Source organism: Gordonia metallireducens (assembly GCF_021245825.1).
Taxonomy (GTDB): Bacteria; Actinomycetota; Actinomycetes; order Mycobacteriales; family Mycobacteriaceae; genus Gordonia; species Gordonia namibiensis.
The window spans coordinates 36,203-55,929 of sequence record NZ_JAJQJP010000010.1 but is presented as its reverse complement, the minus strand read 5'-3'; the positions used below and the strand labels follow the sequence as shown (position 1 = coordinate 55,929).

Sequence of the window (19,727 nt, the reverse complement as noted above, 5' to 3'; positions counted from 1 at the left end):
GCTCGCCAGCAGTGCGGCGCGGGCGTGGACGCGGGCCGCCCAGGCCCCCGCCTCCTGCGGCGACCGGCCGGCGGCGAGCAGTGAGCCGGCGATGCCGGCCAGGACGTCACCGGCGCCGGCGGTCGCGGCCCACGACGATCCGGCGTCATTGCCGACGACTCTCCCCGACGAATCGGCGACCAGCGTGATCCGGCCCTTCAAGAGAACTGTGACGCCCCATCGGGCGGCGAGGTCGGCGACCGCGGACACCCGATCGGCTCCCACCTCGGACCCGGTCAACCGCGCGAATTCACCGGCGTGCGGGGTCAGGAGCGTCGGTGCCGCACGACCGGCGACGAGCCCGGGTTCGTTCGACACGATGGTGAGCGCGTCGGCGTCGACGAGCACCGGCAGATCGGAGTCGAGGACGGTACGCAGCAGCGCCGTCGCAGCGGCGTCGGTGCCCATGCCGGGGCCCACGACCCAGGCCTGGACCCGGCCGGCGTCGGCGAGGTCCGGCGCGGCGACCACCTCGGGGAAGTGCGACACCACCTCGGCGTGCGCCGAACCGACGTATCGCGTCATACCCGAGGTCGCGGTGACCGCGGCCCCGGCGGCCAGGATGGCCGCACCCGGGTAGCGGTGTGAGCCGGCGATGACCCCGACCACGCCCTGGGTGTACTTGTCGTCCGCGGGACCCGGTACGGGCCAGTCGATCTCGGCATCCGAGTACGAGATGACTTGCCGCGCATCGGGTTCGACGGGATCACCGATGCCGATGTCGACGACGATCACCCGGCCGCACCGTGGCGCCGCCAGAAGATGCGCACGACGCGGGAAACCGAAGGTGACGGTGACGTCGGCCCGGACCGACGGGGTGTGCACCTCGCCGGTGTCGGCGTCGACACCCGACGGCAGATCGACTGCGACGACGACGGTTTCGGGATCGAGACCGGCGAAGACCGCCGCGGCCGCGGGGCGCAACGGTCCCCTGCCGCCGATGCCCACGACCCCGTCGATGACGGCGTCGAGCCCGGCGGGCAGAGCGTCGTCGACCCGGCCGCCGGCCGTCCGGAACGCCCGCAGTCCGGCCGGGTGCGCCTTGTCGGGGGCGAGTAACACTGCATGCGCGGCGACTCCGCGGCGGGCGAGTTCGGCGGCGGCGAAGAGCGCGTCGCCACCGTTGTCACCGGCACCGACGACGACACCCACCGACCGGCCGTAGCAGCCGCCGGTCCGCTTCAGCGCGCCGACGACGGCCTGCGCGACGCCGTGCGCGGCGCGGCGCATCAGCGTCCCGTCGGCGAGCAGGTCTCCCGACGCCCGCTCGGCGTCGCGGACCTCGTCGGCGGTCAGGTACCGGGTCGGCATGGGTGCCGGTCTATTCGACGGTCACCGACTTGGCCAGGTTGCGCGGCTTGTCGACGTCGTAACCGCGGGCCTGGGCGACGCTGGCGGCGAACACCTGCAGCGGCACCGTGGAGACCAGCGGCTGCAGCAGCGTCGGCGTCTTCGGGATCGGGATGAACTCGTCGGCGACGGCGCGGGCGGCGACGTCGTCGGCTTCGGCGATGACGATGGTGCGCGCACCGCGGGCCTGGATCTCCCGGATATTGCTGACCATCTTCGAGTGCAGCACCGCGCGACCGTCAGGGGACGGCATCACGGTGATGACCGGCAGGCCGTCCTCGATGAGGGCGATGGGGCCGTGCTTGAGCTCACCGGCGGCGAAGCCCTCGGCGTGCATGTAGGCGAGCTCCTTGAGCTTCAACGCACCTTCGAGCGCCACCGGGTAGCCGACATGACGACCGATGAACAGCACAGTGTTGTGGTGGGACAGCGACCGGGCGAGGTCGCGGACCGGCTCCATGGTCCCGAGGACCTCGGCGACCGAATCGGCCATGGCCTCGATCGCGGCGAACTCGCGGGCCACCTCGTCGGCGTACTTGGTGCCTCGCGCCTGTGCCAGCGCCAGTCCGACCAGGTAGGCCGCCACGATCTGCGCGAGGAAGCACTTGGTGGACGCGACACCGATCTCCGGACCGGCGTGGGTGTAGAGCACGGCATCGGATTCGCGCGGGATCTGCGCACCGTTGGTGTTGCAGATCGCCAGCACGCGGGCCTTCTGGTCCTTGGCGTGCCGGACGGCCTCGAGGGTGTCGGCGGTCTCACCCGACTGGGAGATCGCCACGACCAGCGTCGACCGGTCGAGGACCGGGTCGCGGTACCGGAACTCGCTGGCCAGCTCGATCTCGACGGGCAGACGCGTCCAGTGCTCGATTGCGTACTTCGCCAGCAGACCGGCGTGGTAGGCCGTGCCACAGGCGACGACGAAGACCTTGTCGACATCGCGCAGGTCGTCGTCGGTCAGCCGCTGCTCGTCGAGCACGATGCGCCCGTTCTGCAGATGACCGAGGAGGGTGTCGGCGATCGCACGGGGCTGCTCGGCGATCTCCTTCAGCATGAAGAAGTCGTAGCCGCCCTTCTCTGCCGCGGCGAGATCCCAGTCGATGTGGAAGGGCTTGCCCGCGCGCTCGTTCCGGTCGAAGTCGGTGATCGTGTAGGTGTCGGCGGTGATGACGACGACCTCGTCCTGCCCCAGCTCGACGGCCTCGCGCGTGTGCTCGATGAACGCGGTCACGTCGGAACCGACGAACATCTCGCCCTGGCCGACGCCGACCACGAGCGGGGTCGACCGGCGGGCGGCGACGATGGTGTCCGGGTGATCGGCGTGGGTGAACACGAGGGTGAACGCGCCCTCGAGGCGCTGCAGTGCCGCATATGCACTGGAGACGAAGTCACCGGCGGTGGGTCCGAAGGCGTAGTACTTGGAGACCAGGTGGACGGCGGTCTCGGTGTCTGTCTCCGACCCGAACTCGACGCCGTCCTCTTCGAGCTCGGCCCGCAGCTCGGCGTAGTTCTCGATGATGCCGTTGTGGACGACCGCGATCTTGCCGTCGTCGCTGGCATGCGGGTGCGCATTGCGGTCGGTCGGCTTGCCGTGGGTGGCCCACCGCGTGTGGCCGATGCCCGTGGTTCCCGACAACGACTCACGGCCGACGGTCGCGATCTGCTTCTCCAGGTTCTCCATCCGGAGGGCCTTTTTCTGGATCGCGGTGTTACCGGCGCCGTCGAGGATGGCGACGCCCGCCGAGTCGTACCCGCGGTACTCCATCCGTCGCAAAGCCTCGACGACGATGTCCAGGGCATCGCGCCGCCCCACGTATCCGACGATTCCACACATAGCTAGTCAGCGTACCTGCGTGCGGTGAGAACAACGCGCCCGCGCGGGGAGAACGACGCGCCACCGTGCGGGGCGTCACTCCAGGGTCTTGGGGACCACGACGTTCGGTGCCGCGGCAGGTACCGGAGACGCCGCCCGGCGACGCTTGCGCTCCTTGGTGCCGAGCAGTTTGGCGATGCGGTCCTGCACCTCCGGCGGGTCGTCGAGGTCGACGGCCGGCACCTTGCCGAGAACGGTGTCGGGATCGGAGAACGCCTGGTACTCGGCGTCCTGCGTAAGCGTGTGCAGCAGGAAACCGGTGGCCAGGGCGCGCACGGCGGTGTGCGTCTTCTTGTCCGCGCCGTTGCTCCCCCACAGCGCCCCGATCGTCCGGTGTTCGAGGAGGCCGCGCGACGTCGCGCCGGGCGGGGTACGGAGGACCGCACGATGTTCATCGTCGGAGGCGTGGTCGGCGCCGTACGCCTGCGCGAGCGGGAGTGCGTTGCCGTCGATGGTGTCGAGTTCGCCGATCGAGGAGACGATCAGACCGGGCGCACGGACGCTGCGCGCAGCGGGCAGGAGTCCGGCGGTGGTCGGCGCCGGGAACAGCGCGGCCACTCCCCGGACCTCGGGCTGCGGCTGACCGTGCAGGACGCCCCCTGACGCGGCGATGACGGCGGCCGACGCCCCGAATCCGTGACCGGCGAAACCCACCTTGGCCGGGTCGACGGTGATCTCGCCGAAGCCCAGCCGGACCCGGGTCACGATCGACAGCGCCGAGCGCAGCTGCGCGGCCATCGCATCGTCGGAGACCAGAACGCCCTGCTGGTCGGCCGGGACAGCGACCACGATGCCCCAGGACGCCAGATGCTTGCACAGGTCGCGGTAGCGACTCGGCGGGGACAGCCAGCCGTGCCCGAAGGCGATGGCGGGCAGCCTCTCCCCGCCGGCGGGGGTGAACACCTCACCGCGTGTACCGACGATCCCGAGGTCGCCGCGCAGGACCCGGTGTGGTCCCCGACGGCCGAGCGCGGCCATCAGCTTTGCGGGCGGCTGCGATGGTTTCGAACGCTTCTTGCCTGGCACAGCAGACAGCCTATGCGTTCGGCGGCGGTAGATGCGGACTGGCGTCGGCCTTGTCGGCGGGCAGCATGATGCCGGGCAGCGCGTCGGCGGCGTCGGCCTCGTGCTCGAGTTCGGCCCGCAACCGTTCGGTCTCCGATGCGGCGGCGGTGCGCCGGTGTTCGGCCATCGAACGGTCGAGATCTCGCTGAGCAGCGGAGAAACGGTGCGCGGCGTCTGCCACCTCCGCGGTGGCCGAGCGCGCGAGGGCCTCGATCTGGTCGGCGAGGCTCACTGGTCACCGGCCAGGGCCAGGTCGCCCGCGGACCGCTCGGGCGTCGTGTCGGTGTCGGGATCGGTCGATGGGGTGTCACCCTCGCGGGTGTCGACGACGACGTGGGTCGGCGTCGGCGATCCCCCGTCGGGACCGGCCGCCGGTCTACCCTCGACGGCACCGGCCGCCTCCACTCCCGGAACAGTGTGCGCGACATCGGGTTCCGCGGACGGCGCGCCGCTCAGCCGGAACGGGATGTCCTGGCCTTCCCGGTGCTCGTCGGACTCCCGCGCCGCACCCACCGTCTCGGTCGGCGCGACCGGCGGCTCGGCCGGAACCGGTTGCGGACGGACCGATTCGACCGGCTGCGCCCCGGGTGGGGTGACGGAGTCACCGTCTTTCGGCTGCCCGGTCTCGGACTCGACGGGGTAGGGATCGTCGTCCATCCCGTCGAGGGACCGGTTGAGGATGTCGAGGATGCCGGCGATCCCGCGCAGCGTGGCGTCGACCGAGGTCGTGAACAGCTCGACCCGTGACCGGATGTCCTCGACCGCGACGTCGAGCGGGACGCGTCCGGTCACCACGGCCTGAGGTAGCTCGGCCGGTGGTGTCGCCGCAGTGCTCGGCGCCGTCAGCCGGGCGACCGCCAGGTAGAAGGTACGGAGCAACCGGTCGATCCCCGATGCGGCCGCCGAGGTGGCGTCGGTGATCGTGTGCAGCAGGTAGAGGTCGGATTCCGCACGCCGCTGGTGGTCGACGGCCGCGTCGATCGCGAGTGACGCGGACCTGCCGTGCCAACCGTCGAGCCGCACCCGCTGTTCGGGCAGGTGGTGCAGCTGTTCGGCGACGGCCCGGTGAGCCGAGATCAGAACCCGGCTGTCCGCCGACAGCGCGGTGATGTCGAAGTCGTCGACCGCCCGGAGGCCGGCCCGGACCGAGGCGTCGTCGGGGACGGGTACGCCCATCAGCCGCCCGGCTGCCAGCAGCTCGGTGAGTGCGGCGACGCCGTCCTGCGCGTCCGTCCGCAGGGCGGTCAGGGAGTCCTGGCCCCGCCTCACTGCGCGCCCGCCCCGGACCCCGGTGTCGCACGTGCGATCTCCTCAGCCGCCTGCGCATCACCGTCGGCCATGCCGTTCGCGGAGTCGCGCAGGTTCTGTGCGAGCACGGCCGCGGCCCGTGACTGCGAGCGGAGACGGGCCGACAGCGACGCGCTCAGCTCGGCGTAGGTCGCGGCGGACGGCCTGATCGACGACGCCGCGTCGGGACCGGCATCGGTGCGCGCCCACCGGCCGAAGTCGTGAGCGGCGAGGTCGTCGGCGACGGCATCGAGCACCAGCGACGAACGCCGGTAGTAGGCCGCGACCGCAGATACCTGCTCGACGTCCATCGCGATGCGGTTCGGCTCGATACCGCCCATCTGCTCACCCCCGTCCATCTCCCGCCCACGATCCTCCCGGTCGCGGACGATGCGGTGATCGTACCCACCTCGGACGCCGCCGTCGGGCCCGGCGACCTGCCAACTTGGACGCGCACGAGCGGCACTCGGTTCCATCCGTCCGCGAACAGGCAGCGGGGTCCTTGGGATTTCCGACAACGACCGACTTCCCGGTACCTTCCCGTCGTCACATTCTTGACCGAGAGTGACACCGACCACACCGTCGGTGAAAGGACCATGCAATGAGTACGTCGGACGTCAACTTCGGACTCTGGTACGACTTCCGCAATCCGCCCGGGAACTCGCGCGGTTTCGGTGACTTCTACCGCGCGACGCTCGACCAGATCACCTGGGCGGAGTCGATCGGGATCGACTCGGTCTGGCTGACCGAGCACCACTTCATGGAGGACGGTTACACCCCGTCGCCGTTCCTGCTCGCCTCCGCGATCGGCGACCGGACGACGACGATGAAGATCGGCACCAACCTCGTCGTGTCGCCGCTGCACAACCCGATCCGACTCGCCGAGGACTCGGCCACGCTGTCCCTGCTGACCGGCGGACGGTTCTCGCTCGGCGTCGGACAGGGTTACTGGGAACCGGAGTTCGAGGCCTTCGACCGGCGCCTGATCAACCGCCCGAGCCTGCTCGAGGAAGGCGTGGAGATCGTGCGCCGCTGCTGGTCCGGATCGGCCGAACCGTTCGACGGCAAACGTCTGCGCAAGCCCGCCCTGCCCGTCACGCCCACCCCCGAGACGACGCCCGATCTCCTGGTCGGTGCGATGGCCGATCCGGCGATCGAGCGGGCCGCCCGCATCGGCGACGGATTCCTCAGCACCCAGAACGTCCATCATGCGTCGTACCTGGATGCACTCGAGCGACTCGGCCGGTCCCGTGACGAGGGTCGGATCTTCGCCGGTCAGTGGACGATCATCGCCGACGATCCCGAGCGGGAGTGGTCGCGCATCGGCACCCACGCGCTCTACCAGATCAACAAGTACATCGAGATGGGCGCCTTCGGTCCCATCCCGCAGTTCACCGACCCCGGACAGCTCGTCGACGCGGGCTCGTTCACCCTCTGGGATCCGGCCACCGCGGTCGACGAGCTCACCGCGTTGCTGACCGCCACCCCGCAGATCGAGGACGTGCACTTCTGGGCGCAGCTGCCCGGCGAGTCGATCGACAGCGGCAGCGCCCGCATCGAACTACTGGCCGGCAAGGTCGTTCCCGAGGTCCGGGCCCGCCTGGCCGCACGATCGTCGGTGGAGGTCCCTGCATGAACCACTCTCCGGCGGCGCACCCGCTGTTGATCACCGACTTCCTGTACCGGGCACGAGACATGTTCGGCGACAAGGAGATCGTCGATCACGTCTACGGCGCCGAGGTCTTCCGGTACACGTATCGGGACTATGCCGACCGGGTCCTGCGGCTCGCGTCGGCCCTCGTCGCGAGCGGTGTGCGGCCGGGCGACCGGGTCGGCACGCTGGCCTGGAACCACCGGCGGCACCTGGAGCTGTACCTCGCGGTCCCGCTCGCCGGGGCCGTGTTGCACACCATCAACATCCGGCTCTCCCCCGACGAGATCGCCTACATCGTCGACCATGCCGACGATGCGATGGTCTTCGCCGATCCGTCGCTGGACCACCTGCTCTCCGTCGCTCGCGAACGGCGTCCGGACATGCCGGTGATCCCGATCGACGCCGACGACGAGAGAGTCTCGGCGGGAACGACTCTGGACTCGATGGTCGCTTCCGCGGAACCGATCGCGGCACCCGTCGCCCGCGCGGACGACGAGCTGGCCGTGCTCTGCTACACATCGGGTACGACCGGGGCGCCGAAGGGTGTTGGATATTCCCACAAGTCCCTGTATCTGCACACGATGGCGGCCTGCCTGGCCGACGGACATGCGATCTCCGAACGCGACCGCGTCCTGCTGGTGGTCCCGATGTTCCACGCCAACGCGTGGGGAGTCCCGTTCGCGGCGCTGATGTCCGGGGCGTCGCAGATCCTGCCCGGACCCCATCCCACACCCGCACACATCGCCGGCATCATCGCCGCCGAGCGGGTGACCTACACCGGGATGGTGCCGACAGTCGCGGTGGACCTGCTCGCCCATGCGCAGGCCGCGGGAACCGACCTGAGCAGCCTCCGCGCGCTGGTCCTGGGCGGCTCGACGCCGACCCTGGGCCTCATCCGCGACCTCGAGGCACTCGGCATCCCGGTGTTCCAGGGCTGGGGCATGACCGAGATCTCGCCGATGGCGACGTTCTCCCGTCCGCCGGCATCCACCGACGACGACCCGGAACGCCGCTGGGCGTACATCCGGAAACAGGGACGGCTCCTCCCGGGGCTCCAGTGGAAACTCGTCGACGACGACGGCCGGGTCATGCCCCACGACGGGATCAGCCGCGGGGAGATCCTGATCCGCGGACCGTGGGTCGCCACCGGTTACTACGGTGCCGATCATCCGGACAAGTTCGACGACGGCTGGTTGCGCACGGGCGACATCGGTGTCATCGACGAAGACGGCTACCTCACGATCGTCGATCGCACCAAGGACCTCATCAAGAGCGGCGGCGAGTGGATCAGCTCCGTCGCGCTGGAGGAGGCCCTGATCGAACACCCGGCCGTCCACGAGGCTGCGGTGGTCTCCGTTCCGCATCCGCGCTGGCAGGAGCGTCCCGTCGCCTATGTGGTCGGCGACGAGGGTATCGACGTGGAGGCGGTGGGGGCCGAGCTCGCCGAGCGTGTCCCGCGCTGGTGGGTGCCCGAACGGATCGTCGCCGTCGACACCCTCCCGCGGACCAGTGTCGGAAAACTCGACAAACGGCGACTCCGCGAACAGGCGGCCGGGACCCCCGACTTGTGGGAACCCACAACCGCCGCGGATTCTCCCGTTCCCGTGACGCACGCCGATTCCTAACGTCAACAGTGTGAAGTTCAGCCTGTTCTACGTGTTGGAGAGTCCGGACCGGGACTTTCGGCGGGCCTACGAGGAGATGCTCTCGCAGGTCGAGATCGCCGAGCGCCTCGGGTTCGACGGGGTCTGGCTCGCCGAACACCACGGCAGCGCCTACGGGTCGATGCCGTCGCCGCAGGTCGCGGCGGCGGCCATCGCCGCCCGCACCTCCCGGATGCGCATCGGTATCGCGGTCAGCAACCTGACACTCGCCTGGCCGGTCCGCATCGCCGAGGACTTCGCGATGGTCGACGTCATCTCCGGCGGCCGGCTCGACTTCGGCGTCGGACGCGGCTACCAGCCCCACGAGTTCCGTGCGATGGGGGTCGCCGACAAACAGGACGTCAGCCGGGAGGTCTTCGACGAGGCGTTCCAGATCGTCACCGGACTGTGGACCAAGGCGGTCGGCGAGCCGTACACGTTCCACGGCAAGCACTTCCACATCGACGCCGTGGACTGCCGGCCCGCACCCCTCCAGCAGCCGACGCCTCCGATCTACGTGGCGTCGATCAGTCCCGAGACCTTCGACCTGGTCGCCGACCACGGACACAACATGCTCGTGACGCCGACCCTGATGACCCTGCCCGAGCTGAACGGGTTCGTCGTCAACGCCAAACGCACACTGATGCACCGCGGTCGCGACCCGCTGTCCCTCGACTTCCCGATGAACTGGCAGATCCACCTCGCCGAGAACGACGAGGAGGCCGTCCGCCGGGCCCGGCCGAGTCTCGAGTGGTACTTCGACAACGTCATGTCCGCGGTGCCGCAGGGTGCCGCGACGCCGGCGGGCTACGAACGCTACGCGGCCCTGGCGGAGGCCGCGGCGGAGGGCGCGATGTCGTTGACCGGCCTGCGCGAAGGCGGCATCTGCTACGTCGGCGACCCCGACGGGCTCATCCGCGAGATCGAGATCCTGCGCGAGGAAACAGGTCTCGACCATCTCATCTGCTGGATGCGGTTCGGCGGTATGCCCCACGACGACGTCGTGCGGTCGATGGAGCTCCTCGCCGAGCACGTCATCCCCCATTTCGCCGACGCCCCGCCACTCGTCCCCCGTGCCCTGCGGCACGAGGAACCCACCAAGACCGACAAGTTTTTCGAAATCGAGTTCGACGATGAAGGAGAAGTCCATGAGCTATCTCGCGGTTGAGAACGATCGCCGGATCTACTTCGAGCACCACCGTGGGGACGCACGTCCCATCGTGTTGATCCACGGCTGGGGCGCCAACACCCGCTGCTGGGACACCACCGCCCCCGCGCTCAAGGCCGCGGGTCACGAGGTCGTGCTCGTCGATCTGCGGGCATGTGGACGCTCCGACAAGGACTTCGAGGATGTCTCGATCGCGACCATGGCCGACGATGTGGTGAAGGTGGTCGACCATCTCGGCCTGGATTCCCCCGTCATCAACGGCTGGTCTCTCGGCGGGGCCGTCGCGACCGCCGCCGCGGCCGCTCTCGGCTCGCGAGCCGGCGGCCTGGTCCTCACCGGCGGTGCGTCGCCGCGCTACACCGCGACCGACGACTGGCCCTACGGCGGCTCCACCGAGGACGTCGAGGGAGTCCTGGCAGGTGCCGCCGCCAACCGCGCCGACACCTTCCGCGGTGTGGCCGGCGCGGTGTGCGCGACTCCCCCGAGTTCCGATGTCCTGGACTGGATCTGGGGAATGTTCCTGGAGATGGGCCCGGCCGGGGACGACTCGCTTCGCGACCTCGCCCGCACCGACCTGCGCAAGGAGCTCGGCGGGCTCGACATCCCGATCCTGCTCCTGCACGGCCGGGACGACGCCTTCGTCCCCTTCGCCGGTGCCGAGGCCGTCCTCGAGCTCAACTCCCGTGCTCGGCTCGTCCCGTTCGACGCTTGCGGTCACGCCCCGTTCCTCGAGGACCGGGACCGCTACCTCGCCGAACTGACCGGTTTCCTGAAGTCATGAGCGCCGGTTCCCGGGTCTGGATCGTCACCGGCGGGTCGCGCGGCATCGGCCGGGCGGTCGTCGAGAACCTCACGACCCGAGGCGATTACGTTGTTTCCCTGGCGCGCGGCGTGGCGACCACACCGTTCACCAGGCCGGCGCAGGTCCTGGAGCTGAAGACCGACATCACCGATTCCTCGTCGGTGGCCCGCGCATTGGCCACCGTCAAGGAGGAGCACGGCGGCGCCCACGGCCTGATCAACGTCGCCGGCGTGCACCGCGGTGGACGGGTCGACGACCTGAGTCGGGAGGACTGGGATCTTGTGTTGACCACCAACCTCACCGGCGCCTTCGAGATGTGCAAGGCCACGGTCCCGATTCTCGAACCCGGTTCGTCGATCGTGAATGTCGGTGCGGTGGTGGGCTTCCGGGGATTCCCGGGCGATGTCGCCTACGGCTCGGCGAAGGCCGGTCTCAGCGGCCTGACCCAGGTCCTCGCCGCGGAGCTCGCCCCGCGCGACATCCGCGTCAACCTGGTCATCCCGGGTTTTGTGGATACCGACATGACCTCCGGACTCAGCGATCGGGCACGGGCACGCATCGTCTCGTCCATCCCCGCCGGTCGTACCGGCCGCCCGGAGGAGATCGCGCAGGTCATCGTCGATGTCGCGCTGTCCACCTACATGTACGGCGCCATCGTGCCCGTCGACGGCGGATTGATGAACACCTTCAGCGGCGGTGGCCGATGACACGGGGTCGGGCCGCCTCGGCCCGGTTGTGACAACCCACAAGAGGCGCGAAACGCGAGGGTGACTCAGGCCACATCGACTCATAACGTCGTTGTTGCACACAGTTTCTCGCCTTCCCCGGAGGGTGACGGTCAAAAGGAGGCCAATCGGTGTCAACCAGTACAGCAAGCGTCAGCACGGAGCAGCAGAACAAGGCTCTGGTCGCGGAATTCATGGAGGTGTTCTCCCGCGGCGACGTGGACGCCATCCTGTCCTACCTGGCGCCGACGGCCACCTGGTGGGTGGGCGGGGAGATCGACGGCATCTCCGGAACCAAGAACAAAGAGGAATTCGGCGCAATGCTGGCCGGCCTCTCCGCCACCACCAAGACCGGCGCCATCGCCCTCACCCCGCTCGCCTTCACCGCCGAGGGAGAACGCGTGGCGGTCGAGACCGAGTCGTACTCGGAGATGAACAACGGCAAGGTCTACAACAACCTCTACCACTTCGTCTTCGTGGTCCGCGACGGAAAGATCCACGAGGTCAAGGAGTTCCTGGACACCGAGCACACCCGCGCGGTCTTCCTCGGCTGAGAACTCCCCTCCGCATTCGCAACACCCCAACCCCCAGATTCTCCAACCCTTTTGAACCAAGGAGTCAATGCAATGGATGTCGGCGTACTTCTCGTCTTCCAGAACTACCACGAGAACGTGAGCGACGAAGAGGTCTTCCTGCGCGACCTCGAGCTCGGCGTACTGGCGGAGAAGGCCGGTTTCGACTCGGTCTGGTCGGCGGAACACCACTTCGACGACTACTCGATGTGCCCGGACAACTTCGCGATCCTGTCCTACCTCGCCGGCCGCACCTCGAAGGTCAAGCTCGGCATCGGTGCGACCATCCTGCCGTGGAACGATCCGCTGCGCGTGGTGGAGAAGGCCATCATGCTGGACCAGATGTCCGGTGGCCGTGTGCTTCTCGGCATGGGTCGCGGCCTGGCGAAGATGGAGTACGAGGCCTTCGGCATCCCGATGGACGAGGCCCGCGCCCGCTTCAACGAGGCCGCCGAGATGGTGCTGCGCGGACTCCGCACGGGCGTCGTCTCCGGCGACGGCCCGATGTACCCGCAGAAGGAGATCGCGCTGCGGCCGGCCCCGAATCCGAACACCTCTTGGGACGGACGTCTTTTCGCCGCGGCGATGTCGCCCGACTCGGTTCCGGTGGTCGCCGACCTCGGCGTCCAGATGATGACCTTCATGCAGTTCCCGTTCGAGAAGCATGCCGAGGCCATCAACGGCTGGAAGCAGATGTTCCGCGACGCCCAGGGCGTCGAGCCCGGCCCGCCGGTCATCCAGGACTTCGTCATCTGCCACGAGGACGAAGAGGAAGCCCGCCGACTGGCCTACGAGCACATCAACCGCTACTTCCTGTCGGTCATCAAGCACTACGACTTCGCCGGGAAGCACTGGCGTGAGACCAAGGGCTACGAGACCTACCAGGCGGGTGCGGACATGATCCGTGAGGCCGGCATGGAGGCCGCGGCCGACGCCTACGTCGAGGCGAACATCTACGGCACGCCCGAACAGTGTGTCGAGAAGTACGCCTACCGCCACGAGCTCATCGGTGACTTCCTCCCCAACGCGGCCTTCGCCTTCGGCGGTCTGCCCTTCGACGAGGCCGAGAAGAGCCTGAAGCTCTTCGGCGAGAAGGTCGTCCCCGAGGTCCACAAGATGAAGGCCAAGACACCCGCGGCGGTCTGACCCGCCGACCGAACATCGCTGCGGCGCCGGCCCCTTCCCCGGCGCCGCAGCGACTCCAACCCTCACATCACGCAGGAGGATCGGTGAACGAAACCGTTCTCGACCAGGTGGCCCTCGGGTTCCGAGAGGTCATGGCCAAGGTCTGCACGCCCGTCGCGGTCATCACGGCCTTCGACGACCGGCGGCCGCACGGCACCACGGTCAGCGCGTTCACGTCGCTGTCGATGGGCCCGCCGATGATCCTGGTCTCCCTCGACCGCGGCTCCGACCTCCTCGCGATCATCCGCCGCACCGGACGATTCGGCGTCAACGTGCTCGCCCACGACCAGGTCGACGTCGCGATGCGGTTCGCCCGCAAGGGCGCCGACAAGTTCGACGGTGTCGACTGGTCGGACTCCGCGGAACTCCCCCGCCTCGACGGTGCCGCCGGCTGGCTGGGCTGTACCACCGCATCCCTGGTCGACGGCGGCGATCATGTTGTCGCACTGGGCAACATCGTCGAGACCGGCGTCGCCTCCACCGCCCCCCTCACCTACCACGACCGGGTGTTCGGCACCCACCGAGCATTCGAGGTCGCCCGATGAACACGCCCACCCTCCCCCAGGACCCCGACGCCCCGACCCCCATCGCGACCGAGGCGTCGACCCAGGCCGTCGCCCGCGCGGTCGCAGCCGTGGCGGCAGGCGGTTTCGTCGTCGTGGTCGACGACGACGACCGTGAGAACGAGGGCGACCTCATCTGCTCGGCGTCGTCGATCAGCGACGAGCAGATGGCGTTCCTGATCCGCCACACCACCGGCATCATCTGTGCCCCGATGACCGCCGACCGTGCCCGCCGGCTCGAACTGCCGCAGATGGTCGAGGACAACCGGGACGCGCACGGCACCGCCTTCACCGTCACCGTGGACCACAAGGACGCCGGCACCGGGGTCTCGGCGCACGACCGCGCCCTGACCGTCCGGGCGCTCGCCTCCGACAGCACTGCGGCCGGCGAACTGCGCCGCCCCGGACACGTCTTCCCGCTGCAGGCCCGCGACGGCGGGGTCCTCACCCGCGCCGGACACACCGAGGCCGCCGTAGACCTGGTCACCATGGCCGGGGCCGGCGAGGTCGGGGTCATCGGCGAGATCATCGCCGACGACGGGACGATGCGGCGCGGCGACGACCTCCTCGAGTTCGCTGATCATCACGGCCTGCCGGTGCTGCGCATCGCCGACCTCGTGGCCCACCGGACCGCCGCCGGTTCGTTCGTCCACCAGATGGCCACCGCGGCGATGCCGACCCTCTTCGGCGACTTCCGCGCGGTCGCCTACCGCTCGGACATCGACGACACCGAACACCTGGCCCTCGTCATGGGCGACGTGGCCGCCGCCGGCGCCACCGCCGAGGGTGCGCTGGTGCGTGTGCACAGCGAATGCCTGACCGGCGACATCGTCGGCTCGCTGCGGTGCGACTGCGGTGCGCAGCTCGAGCAGGCGCTGTCGGCCATCGCGGCGGAGGGCTGCGGAGCGGTCGTCTACCTGCGCGGCCACGAGGGCCGCGGGATCGGACTCGGTCACAAGATCCGTGCGTACGCCCTGCAGGAGCAGGGCCTCGACACCGTCGACGCCAACACCGCACTCGGGCTCCCGGTGGATTCGCGCACCTACGGCACCGGCGCGGCGATCCTGAAAGACCTGGGTATCCGCCGTGTCCGCCTGATCACCAACAACCCCGCGAAGTACGGCGGACTCGGCGGCCACGACCTCGACATCGTCGGGCGCGTCGGCCTGCCGACCGTCTCCACCCCGCACAACGTCCGGTACCTCCGCACCAAGAAGGAGCGGATGGGCCATGTCCTGTCCGGTGACCCCGCGTTCGGGGAGGCCGGCGCCGGTGAGGTCCGTCTCGGAGAGGCCATGACCGGGACGACGGGTGCATGAACCGACTCACACGACGTTGCTACTGTGAGGTTCATCATGAGCTGTCGGTGAGGAGGCCGTGCGGATGACGTCCATCGCGGAGCGCGGAGGCGATACCGGTATCGACTCCGAGGGCGGGTCGGCACGTGCCACCGGCCGCGAACGCGACGTCATCGCGGCCTTCGCCGAGATCACCACCGAGGCCATCACCGACACCAAGCTCGAGGACCTCCTCAGCCTGGTCGGCCAGAAGCTCTGCGCACTCCTCGGCGTCACCCGTTGCTCGGTCTACCTGCGGCACGCCAACGGCAGCTATCGCGGAGCCGCGGGCTTCTGCGAGGACGCCGGCGACATCACCGAGGCCGTGAAGCGACAGGTCTCCGGCTTCGACGGCGACCTGTTCAGCCAAGAGGTCATCAACACCCGCGCGCCCGTCGTCATCGCCGACGCCCTCAACGACCCGCGCCCCCACCGCCGGACGATGACCCACTGGGACGTCCGCGCGATGCTCGGCGTCCCGCTCACCTTCGACGACGCGGTGATCGGCCTGATCTTCGTCGACAGCCGCGGCCGCGAACACGAGTTCACCCCCGAGGACATCGAGGTCGCCGAACTGTTCGCGCGCCTGTCCGCCCTGTTCATCAGCCAGGCGATGCTCAACACCCGCCTGCGCGGTCAGGCCGCCGAGATCGCGCGGAACAACGCCACCCTGGCCTACCTCGCCGACGTCCACCACCGCCTGACCAGCGCGGTGCTCGAGGGCGCCAACATCCACCGCGTCGTCGAACTCCTGTCGGAGCTGTCGGCCAAGCCTGTGGTTCTCTACAACAACTCGTTCGACGTGCTCGCCTGGGCCGCACCGGAGGCGCTGAAGCTGACCGCTCCCCCGGTGATGAGCGAGAAGGTGCGGGCCACCGCCTCGGTGCGGCAGGCTCTCGCCGAACTGTCGGTCAGCACGCCGTCGGCCATCGTCCCGGCGCAGCTCGCGGTCGGGCTCGGCCGGCGACATCTGATGTGCCGCTTGGTGATCGAGGGCAGGCAGACCGGTTTCCTCGGCATCGTCGAGGTGGGCCGCAGCCTCGAGGCCCTCGACGCGAACATCGCCGAACGCGGCGCCACCGTCCTGGCGCTGCAGATGCTCTCCGAGCGGCGGCAGATCGAGACCGAGGGTCAGGCGCGCGACGACTACCTGTCGGACCTGCTGCGCAACAGCCGCGACAAGGAACATCTGGTCCGGCGCGGCCCGCAGTTCGGCATCGACCTCACCAATCCCCATGTGCTGGTTCGCTTCACCGTCGACGATGCGACCGACCGGCTGACGGCGTCGGCGATCCAGTCGCTGGTCACCCGCACCTTCGCCTCGGTGATGTCCATCTCCCCGCCGCCGGCCGTCCGGCTGCCCGGCGCGGTCATCGTCATGGTCCGTCTGGAGTCCGACGACCTCGACGAGGTCGGGCGGGTCCGCGACCACGTGTCGACGATCCGCGAGCGCCTGTCCGGCGATCTCTCACTCGGCGCGACCCTCATCTCCGGCATCTGCCGTACCCCCGTCGACTATCCGCACGCCCACCGCGACCTACGCGAGATGGGTTCGGTGGCAAAGTCGTTCGGTTGGGACGAGCGGGTGATGACGCTCGACGAACTCGGCCTGTTCCGGGTGATCGTGTCCAGCGGTCACGTGAAGGAGGCCCTGCACTTCGCGCACTCCTTCGTCGCACCCGTCCGACAACACGACGACGGCACGCTCCTCGCCACCTGGCGGGCCTTCGTGGCCGCCGACGGCAAGGTCCAGGCCACCGCGACGGCACTGGACGTCCACGAGAACACCATCCGGTACCGCCTCGGTCGGATCAAGGAGATCGCACGACGCGATCCGACGTCGCTGGACTGCCTGCTGTCGGCGAAGATGGCCTTCCAGGTCCTCGACCTCGCAGGCCAATGACCTGCGACGACACCCATTGGAGATTCCTCCAACAGGCCCGCAGGACGATGGTTCTCCCCGGGGCGGATACGCCATAGGTTCATTCCATGGCCCGCAGCACGATCCCCGACCGTTCCGCCCCCGATCAGATCCGGGTCGACTCCGACGAGATCCCGGTGGACACCGCCGCACTCGCGGCGTGGATGGACGAGACGGGCCTGCCAGGCGGGGACCTCGACCTCCGGCCATTGCACGGCGGAACCCAGAACATCATGGTGATCGTCAGCCGCGGCGGACGGGACTACGTGCTCCGCCGCGGTCCCCGGCACCTGCGCCCGCAGTCGAACGCGGCCATCGCACGTGAGATGACGCTGCTGTCCGCGCTGAGCTCCACCGATGTCGCGCACCCCAGGTTCGTCGCCGGCACCACCGACACCGACGTCCTCGGGGCCACCTTCTTCCTGATGGAGCCCGTGGAGGGGTTCAACGCGGCCGACAGCCTCCCGGCCGCGTACGCCGCCACCGCCGAGGGACGCGAGGCGATGGGGTACGCACTCGTCGACGCGCTCGCGGGTCTGGCGGCCGTCGACCACTCCGCGATCGGCCTCGACGGTTTCGGCAAACCGGACGGGTTCCTCGAACGGCAGGTGCCGCGGTGGCTCGCCGAACACGAACGGTACGCGGGCACACCGGGATACCCGGGCGGGACGTTCCCCGACCTCGACCGGATCGCCGGCTGGCTCGACGACAACCGCCCCGACGGGTTCCGGCCCGGCCTGCTGCACGGCGACTACCACGTGGCCAACGTCCTCTACGACCACCGCACCCCCGAGGTCGCGGCCATCGTCGACTGGGAAATGGCCACGGTCGGTGACCCCCTGCTCGATCTCGGTGTGCTGCTGGCCATCTGGCCCGACGACCCGCGGCAGCCGGATCTCTACGAGAGCGCGCTCGGCCAGGCCGGCGACCTGCCGAACCGATCCGCGATCATCGCCCGCTACGCCGAGCGCTCCGAGAGGAACCTCGACGCCCTGGACTGGTACACCGTTCTCGCGAGCTTCAAGCTCGGCATCATCCTCGAGGGCACCTACGCCCGCTCCTGCGACGGCAAGGCACCCCGAAAGGTCGGCGAACGACTGCACCGCTACGCCGACGGCCTCTTCGTCCGCGCCCGCGAGATCATCGCCGGCCCCTGACACCGCCTCTCCTTCGGATCGAACCGCGATCCCCACCTCGTACGACCCCCACAGAAACGGAGCACACCACCATGGCCTGGGATTTCTCCACGGAACCCGACTTCCAGAAGAAGCTCGACTGGATGCGGGATTTCGTCCGCACCGAGGTCTTCCCGCTCGAGACCCTCGACCTCGACTGGGATCAGTTGCGTAAGGCGATCGCCCCGCTGCAGGAAGAGGTCAAGGCCAACGATCTGTGGGCCGCCCACCTCGACCCCGAGCTCGGCGGACAGGGTTACGGCCAGGTGAAACTCGGCCTGATGCAGGAGATCCTGGGTTCCACTCCGTTCGGTCCGCTCGTGTTCGGTTGCCAGGCACCGGATTCCGGGAACTGTGAGATCCTCGCCGCGGTCGGCACCGAGGAGCAGAAGAAGCGGTGGCTCGAGCCGCTGCTCGCCGGTGAGTACTACTCGTCGTTCGCGCTGACCGAACCCGACAACGCCGGCGCCGATCCGACCAACCTCACGACCACCGCGGTCCGGGACGGGGACCAGTGGGTTCTCAACGGCCACAAATGGTTCATCAGCAACGCGGCCACCGCCGACTTCATGATCGTCGTCGCCGTCACCGATCCCGACGCCGAACGCCACCGTCGGACGTCCCAGTTCATCATCCCCATCGACGCCCCGGGTCTCGACGTGGTCCGCGACATCGGCTCGGTGGAGAACCCCCGGCCGCGGCCGTACACCTACGGCTCGCACTGCGAGGTCGTGCTGCGCGACGTCCGCGTCGACGACTCGGCCCTGCTCGGCAACCGCGGCGACGGCTTCCTCATCGCCCAGAAGCGCCTGGGCCCAGGCCGAATCCATCACTGCATGCGCTGGATCGGCCAGGCGAGCCGCGCCTTCGACATGATGTGTGAACGCGCCACCTACCGGTACGCCCACGGATCGGTCCTCGCCGACAAGCAGACGGTCCGCAACTTCATCGCCGACTCCGCCGCCGAGATCCAGGCCCTGCGCCTCATGACGCTGCACGCGGCGTGGCGCATCGACGAGGAGGGCACGGCCGCCGCCCGCAAGGACATCGCGCTCATCAAGTTCTTCGGCGCCAAGATCCTGCACGACGTCATCGACCGCGCCCTCCAGGTGCACGGCTCACTCGGTTACAGCGCGGACCTGCCGCTGGAGTCGATGTACCGGGCAGCCCGCGCCGCCCGCCTCTACGACGGCCCCGACGAGGTGCACCGCGACAGCGTCGCCCGCCAGTACCTGAAGGGTTACACCCGTCCGGCCGACGACCGTCCGACCGAGCACATCCCCACCCGCCGCGAGGCCGCCCAGCGCCGCTTCGCCGACCTGCTCGCCGAACAACCCTGACCCCACCCCTGCACTGACCCCGACCAGA

The 19,727-nt window shown here is 69.2% G+C and carries 18 protein-coding genes; 12 read left to right on the top strand and 6 right to left on the bottom strand.

Annotated elements, in window-relative coordinates; genetic code table 11:
- From LQD00_RS02910 to LQD00_RS02885, 6 genes are all read right to left on the bottom strand, one after another.
- The coding region (locus LQD00_RS02910) for an NAD(P)H-hydrate dehydratase (protein ID WP_232715595.1) at positions 1 to 1,350 on the bottom strand (1,350 nt) is incomplete at its 3' end.
- 10 nt (positions 1,351 to 1,360) lie between these two features.
- Positions 1,361 to 3,223 carry a glutamine--fructose-6-phosphate transaminase (isomerizing) gene (gene glmS, locus LQD00_RS02905; RefSeq protein ID WP_232715594.1) on the bottom strand — a complete coding sequence of 621 codons (1,863 nt, stop codon included), beginning with the start codon at positions 3,221 to 3,223 and terminating at the stop codon, positions 1,361 to 1,363.
- A gap of 75 nt (positions 3,224 to 3,298) precedes the next feature.
- Entirely contained in the window at positions 3,299 to 4,288 is a 990-nt protein-coding gene (locus LQD00_RS02900) for a dienelactone hydrolase family protein (RefSeq protein WP_232715593.1), read from the bottom strand.
- 10 nt (positions 4,289 to 4,298) lie between these two features.
- The gene (locus tag LQD00_RS02895; protein ID WP_232715592.1) at positions 4,299 to 4,559 is read right to left on the bottom strand and encodes a hypothetical protein; all 261 of its coding nucleotides are present in this window, start codon (positions 4,557 to 4,559) and stop codon (positions 4,299 to 4,301) included.
- A complete protein-coding gene (locus LQD00_RS02890) occupies positions 4,556 to 5,596 on the bottom strand; it encodes a hypothetical protein (RefSeq protein WP_232715591.1) in 1,041 nt (346 codons plus the stop codon). Before LQD00_RS02890 ends, LQD00_RS02895 begins: the two co-directional genes overlap by 4 nt.
- Complete coding sequence (locus LQD00_RS02885; protein ID WP_232715597.1) at positions 5,593 to 5,955, bottom strand: hypothetical protein; 363 nt, start codon at positions 5,953 to 5,955, stop codon at positions 5,593 to 5,595. Before LQD00_RS02885 ends, LQD00_RS02890 begins: the two co-directional genes overlap by 4 nt.
- A gap of 260 nt (positions 5,956 to 6,215) precedes the next feature.
- Here LQD00_RS02885 and LQD00_RS02880 point away from each other — a divergent pair, with 260 nt between their 5' ends.
- The 12 genes from LQD00_RS02880 to LQD00_RS02825 all read left to right on the top strand — a co-directional run bounded on the left by LQD00_RS02880 (position 6,216) and on the right by LQD00_RS02825 (position 19,699).
- Complete coding sequence (locus tag LQD00_RS02880) at positions 6,216 to 7,250, top strand: LLM class flavin-dependent oxidoreductase (RefSeq protein ID WP_232715590.1); 1,035 nt, start codon at positions 6,216 to 6,218, stop codon at positions 7,248 to 7,250.
- Positions 7,247 to 8,893, top strand: a complete 1,647-nt coding sequence (locus tag LQD00_RS02875) for a long-chain fatty acid--CoA ligase (RefSeq protein WP_232715589.1) — start codon at positions 7,247 to 7,249, stop codon at positions 8,891 to 8,893. The genes LQD00_RS02880 and LQD00_RS02875 overlap by 4 nt, the downstream gene beginning before the upstream one ends.
- 10 nt (positions 8,894 to 8,903) lie before the next feature.
- Complete coding sequence (locus LQD00_RS02870; RefSeq protein ID WP_232715588.1) at positions 8,904 to 10,079, top strand: LLM class flavin-dependent oxidoreductase; 1,176 nt, start codon at positions 8,904 to 8,906, stop codon at positions 10,077 to 10,079.
- Entirely contained in the window at positions 10,060 to 10,860 is an 801-nt protein-coding gene (locus tag LQD00_RS02865; protein WP_232715587.1) for an alpha/beta fold hydrolase, read from the top strand. The genes LQD00_RS02870 and LQD00_RS02865 overlap by 20 nt, the downstream gene beginning before the upstream one ends.
- On the top strand, positions 10,857 to 11,588 hold the full coding sequence (locus LQD00_RS02860) for an SDR family oxidoreductase (RefSeq protein WP_232715586.1): 732 nt from the start codon (positions 10,857 to 10,859) through the stop codon (positions 11,586 to 11,588). The genes LQD00_RS02865 and LQD00_RS02860 overlap by 4 nt, the downstream gene beginning before the upstream one ends.
- A 149-nt stretch (positions 11,589 to 11,737) precedes the next feature.
- On the top strand, positions 11,738 to 12,160 hold the full coding sequence (locus LQD00_RS02855; RefSeq protein WP_006866013.1) for a nuclear transport factor 2 family protein: 423 nt from the start codon (positions 11,738 to 11,740) through the stop codon (positions 12,158 to 12,160).
- Positions 12,161 to 12,232: 72 nt separating this feature from the next.
- Complete coding sequence (locus tag LQD00_RS02850; RefSeq protein ID WP_232715585.1) at positions 12,233 to 13,324, top strand: LLM class flavin-dependent oxidoreductase; 1,092 nt, start codon at positions 12,233 to 12,235, stop codon at positions 13,322 to 13,324.
- A gap of 83 nt (positions 13,325 to 13,407) precedes the next feature.
- Positions 13,408 to 13,908 (top strand): flavin reductase family protein, encoded by a 501-nt coding sequence (locus LQD00_RS02845; protein WP_232715584.1) that lies wholly within the window; start codon positions 13,408 to 13,410, stop codon positions 13,906 to 13,908.
- Complete coding sequence (locus LQD00_RS02840) at positions 13,905 to 15,245, top strand: bifunctional 3,4-dihydroxy-2-butanone-4-phosphate synthase/GTP cyclohydrolase II (RefSeq protein WP_232715583.1); 1,341 nt, start codon at positions 13,905 to 13,907, stop codon at positions 15,243 to 15,245. Before LQD00_RS02845 ends, LQD00_RS02840 begins: the two co-directional genes overlap by 4 nt.
- A gap of 64 nt (positions 15,246 to 15,309) precedes the next feature.
- Complete coding sequence (locus LQD00_RS02835; RefSeq protein ID WP_232715582.1) at positions 15,310 to 17,166, top strand: GAF domain-containing protein; 1,857 nt, start codon at positions 15,310 to 15,312, stop codon at positions 17,164 to 17,166.
- An 86-nt stretch (positions 17,167 to 17,252) separates the two neighbouring features.
- Positions 17,253 to 18,341, top strand: coding sequence for a phosphotransferase family protein (locus LQD00_RS02830; protein ID WP_406566942.1), 1,089 nt, complete (start codon positions 17,253 to 17,255; stop codon positions 18,339 to 18,341).
- A gap of 71 nt (positions 18,342 to 18,412) precedes the next feature.
- Positions 18,413 to 19,699, top strand: a complete 1,287-nt coding sequence (locus LQD00_RS02825; protein ID WP_232715581.1) for an acyl-CoA dehydrogenase family protein — start codon at positions 18,413 to 18,415, stop codon at positions 19,697 to 19,699.
- The last annotated feature ends 28 nt before the right edge of the window (positions 19,700 to 19,727 follow it).

Coding starts and splice junctions, on each gene's coding strand:
- LQD00_RS02885 (WP_232715597.1), bottom strand. CDS start 5,955: ATGGGCGGTATCGAGCCGAACCGCATCGCGATGGACGTCGAGCAGGTA.
- LQD00_RS02880 (WP_232715590.1), top strand. CDS start 6,216: ATGAGTACGTCGGACGTCAACTTCGGACTCTGGTACGACTTCCGCAAT.
- LQD00_RS02875 (WP_232715589.1), top strand. CDS start 7,247: ATGAACCACTCTCCGGCGGCGCACCCGCTGTTGATCACCGACTTCCTG.
- glmS (WP_232715594.1), bottom strand. CDS start 3,223: ATGTGTGGAATCGTCGGATACGTGGGGCGGCGCGATGCCCTGGACATC.
- LQD00_RS02835 (WP_232715582.1), top strand. CDS start 15,310: ATGACGTCCATCGCGGAGCGCGGAGGCGATACCGGTATCGACTCCGAG.
- LQD00_RS02850 (WP_232715585.1), top strand. CDS start 12,233: ATGGATGTCGGCGTACTTCTCGTCTTCCAGAACTACCACGAGAACGTG.
- LQD00_RS02840 (WP_232715583.1), top strand. CDS start 13,905: ATGAACACGCCCACCCTCCCCCAGGACCCCGACGCCCCGACCCCCATC.
- LQD00_RS02860 (WP_232715586.1), top strand. CDS start 10,857: ATGAGCGCCGGTTCCCGGGTCTGGATCGTCACCGGCGGGTCGCGCGGC.
- LQD00_RS02865 (WP_232715587.1), top strand. CDS start 10,060: ATGAGCTATCTCGCGGTTGAGAACGATCGCCGGATCTACTTCGAGCAC.
- LQD00_RS02825 (WP_232715581.1), top strand. CDS start 18,413: ATGGCCTGGGATTTCTCCACGGAACCCGACTTCCAGAAGAAGCTCGAC.
- LQD00_RS02830 (WP_406566942.1), top strand. CDS start 17,253: ATGGCCCGCAGCACGATCCCCGACCGTTCCGCCCCCGATCAGATCCGG.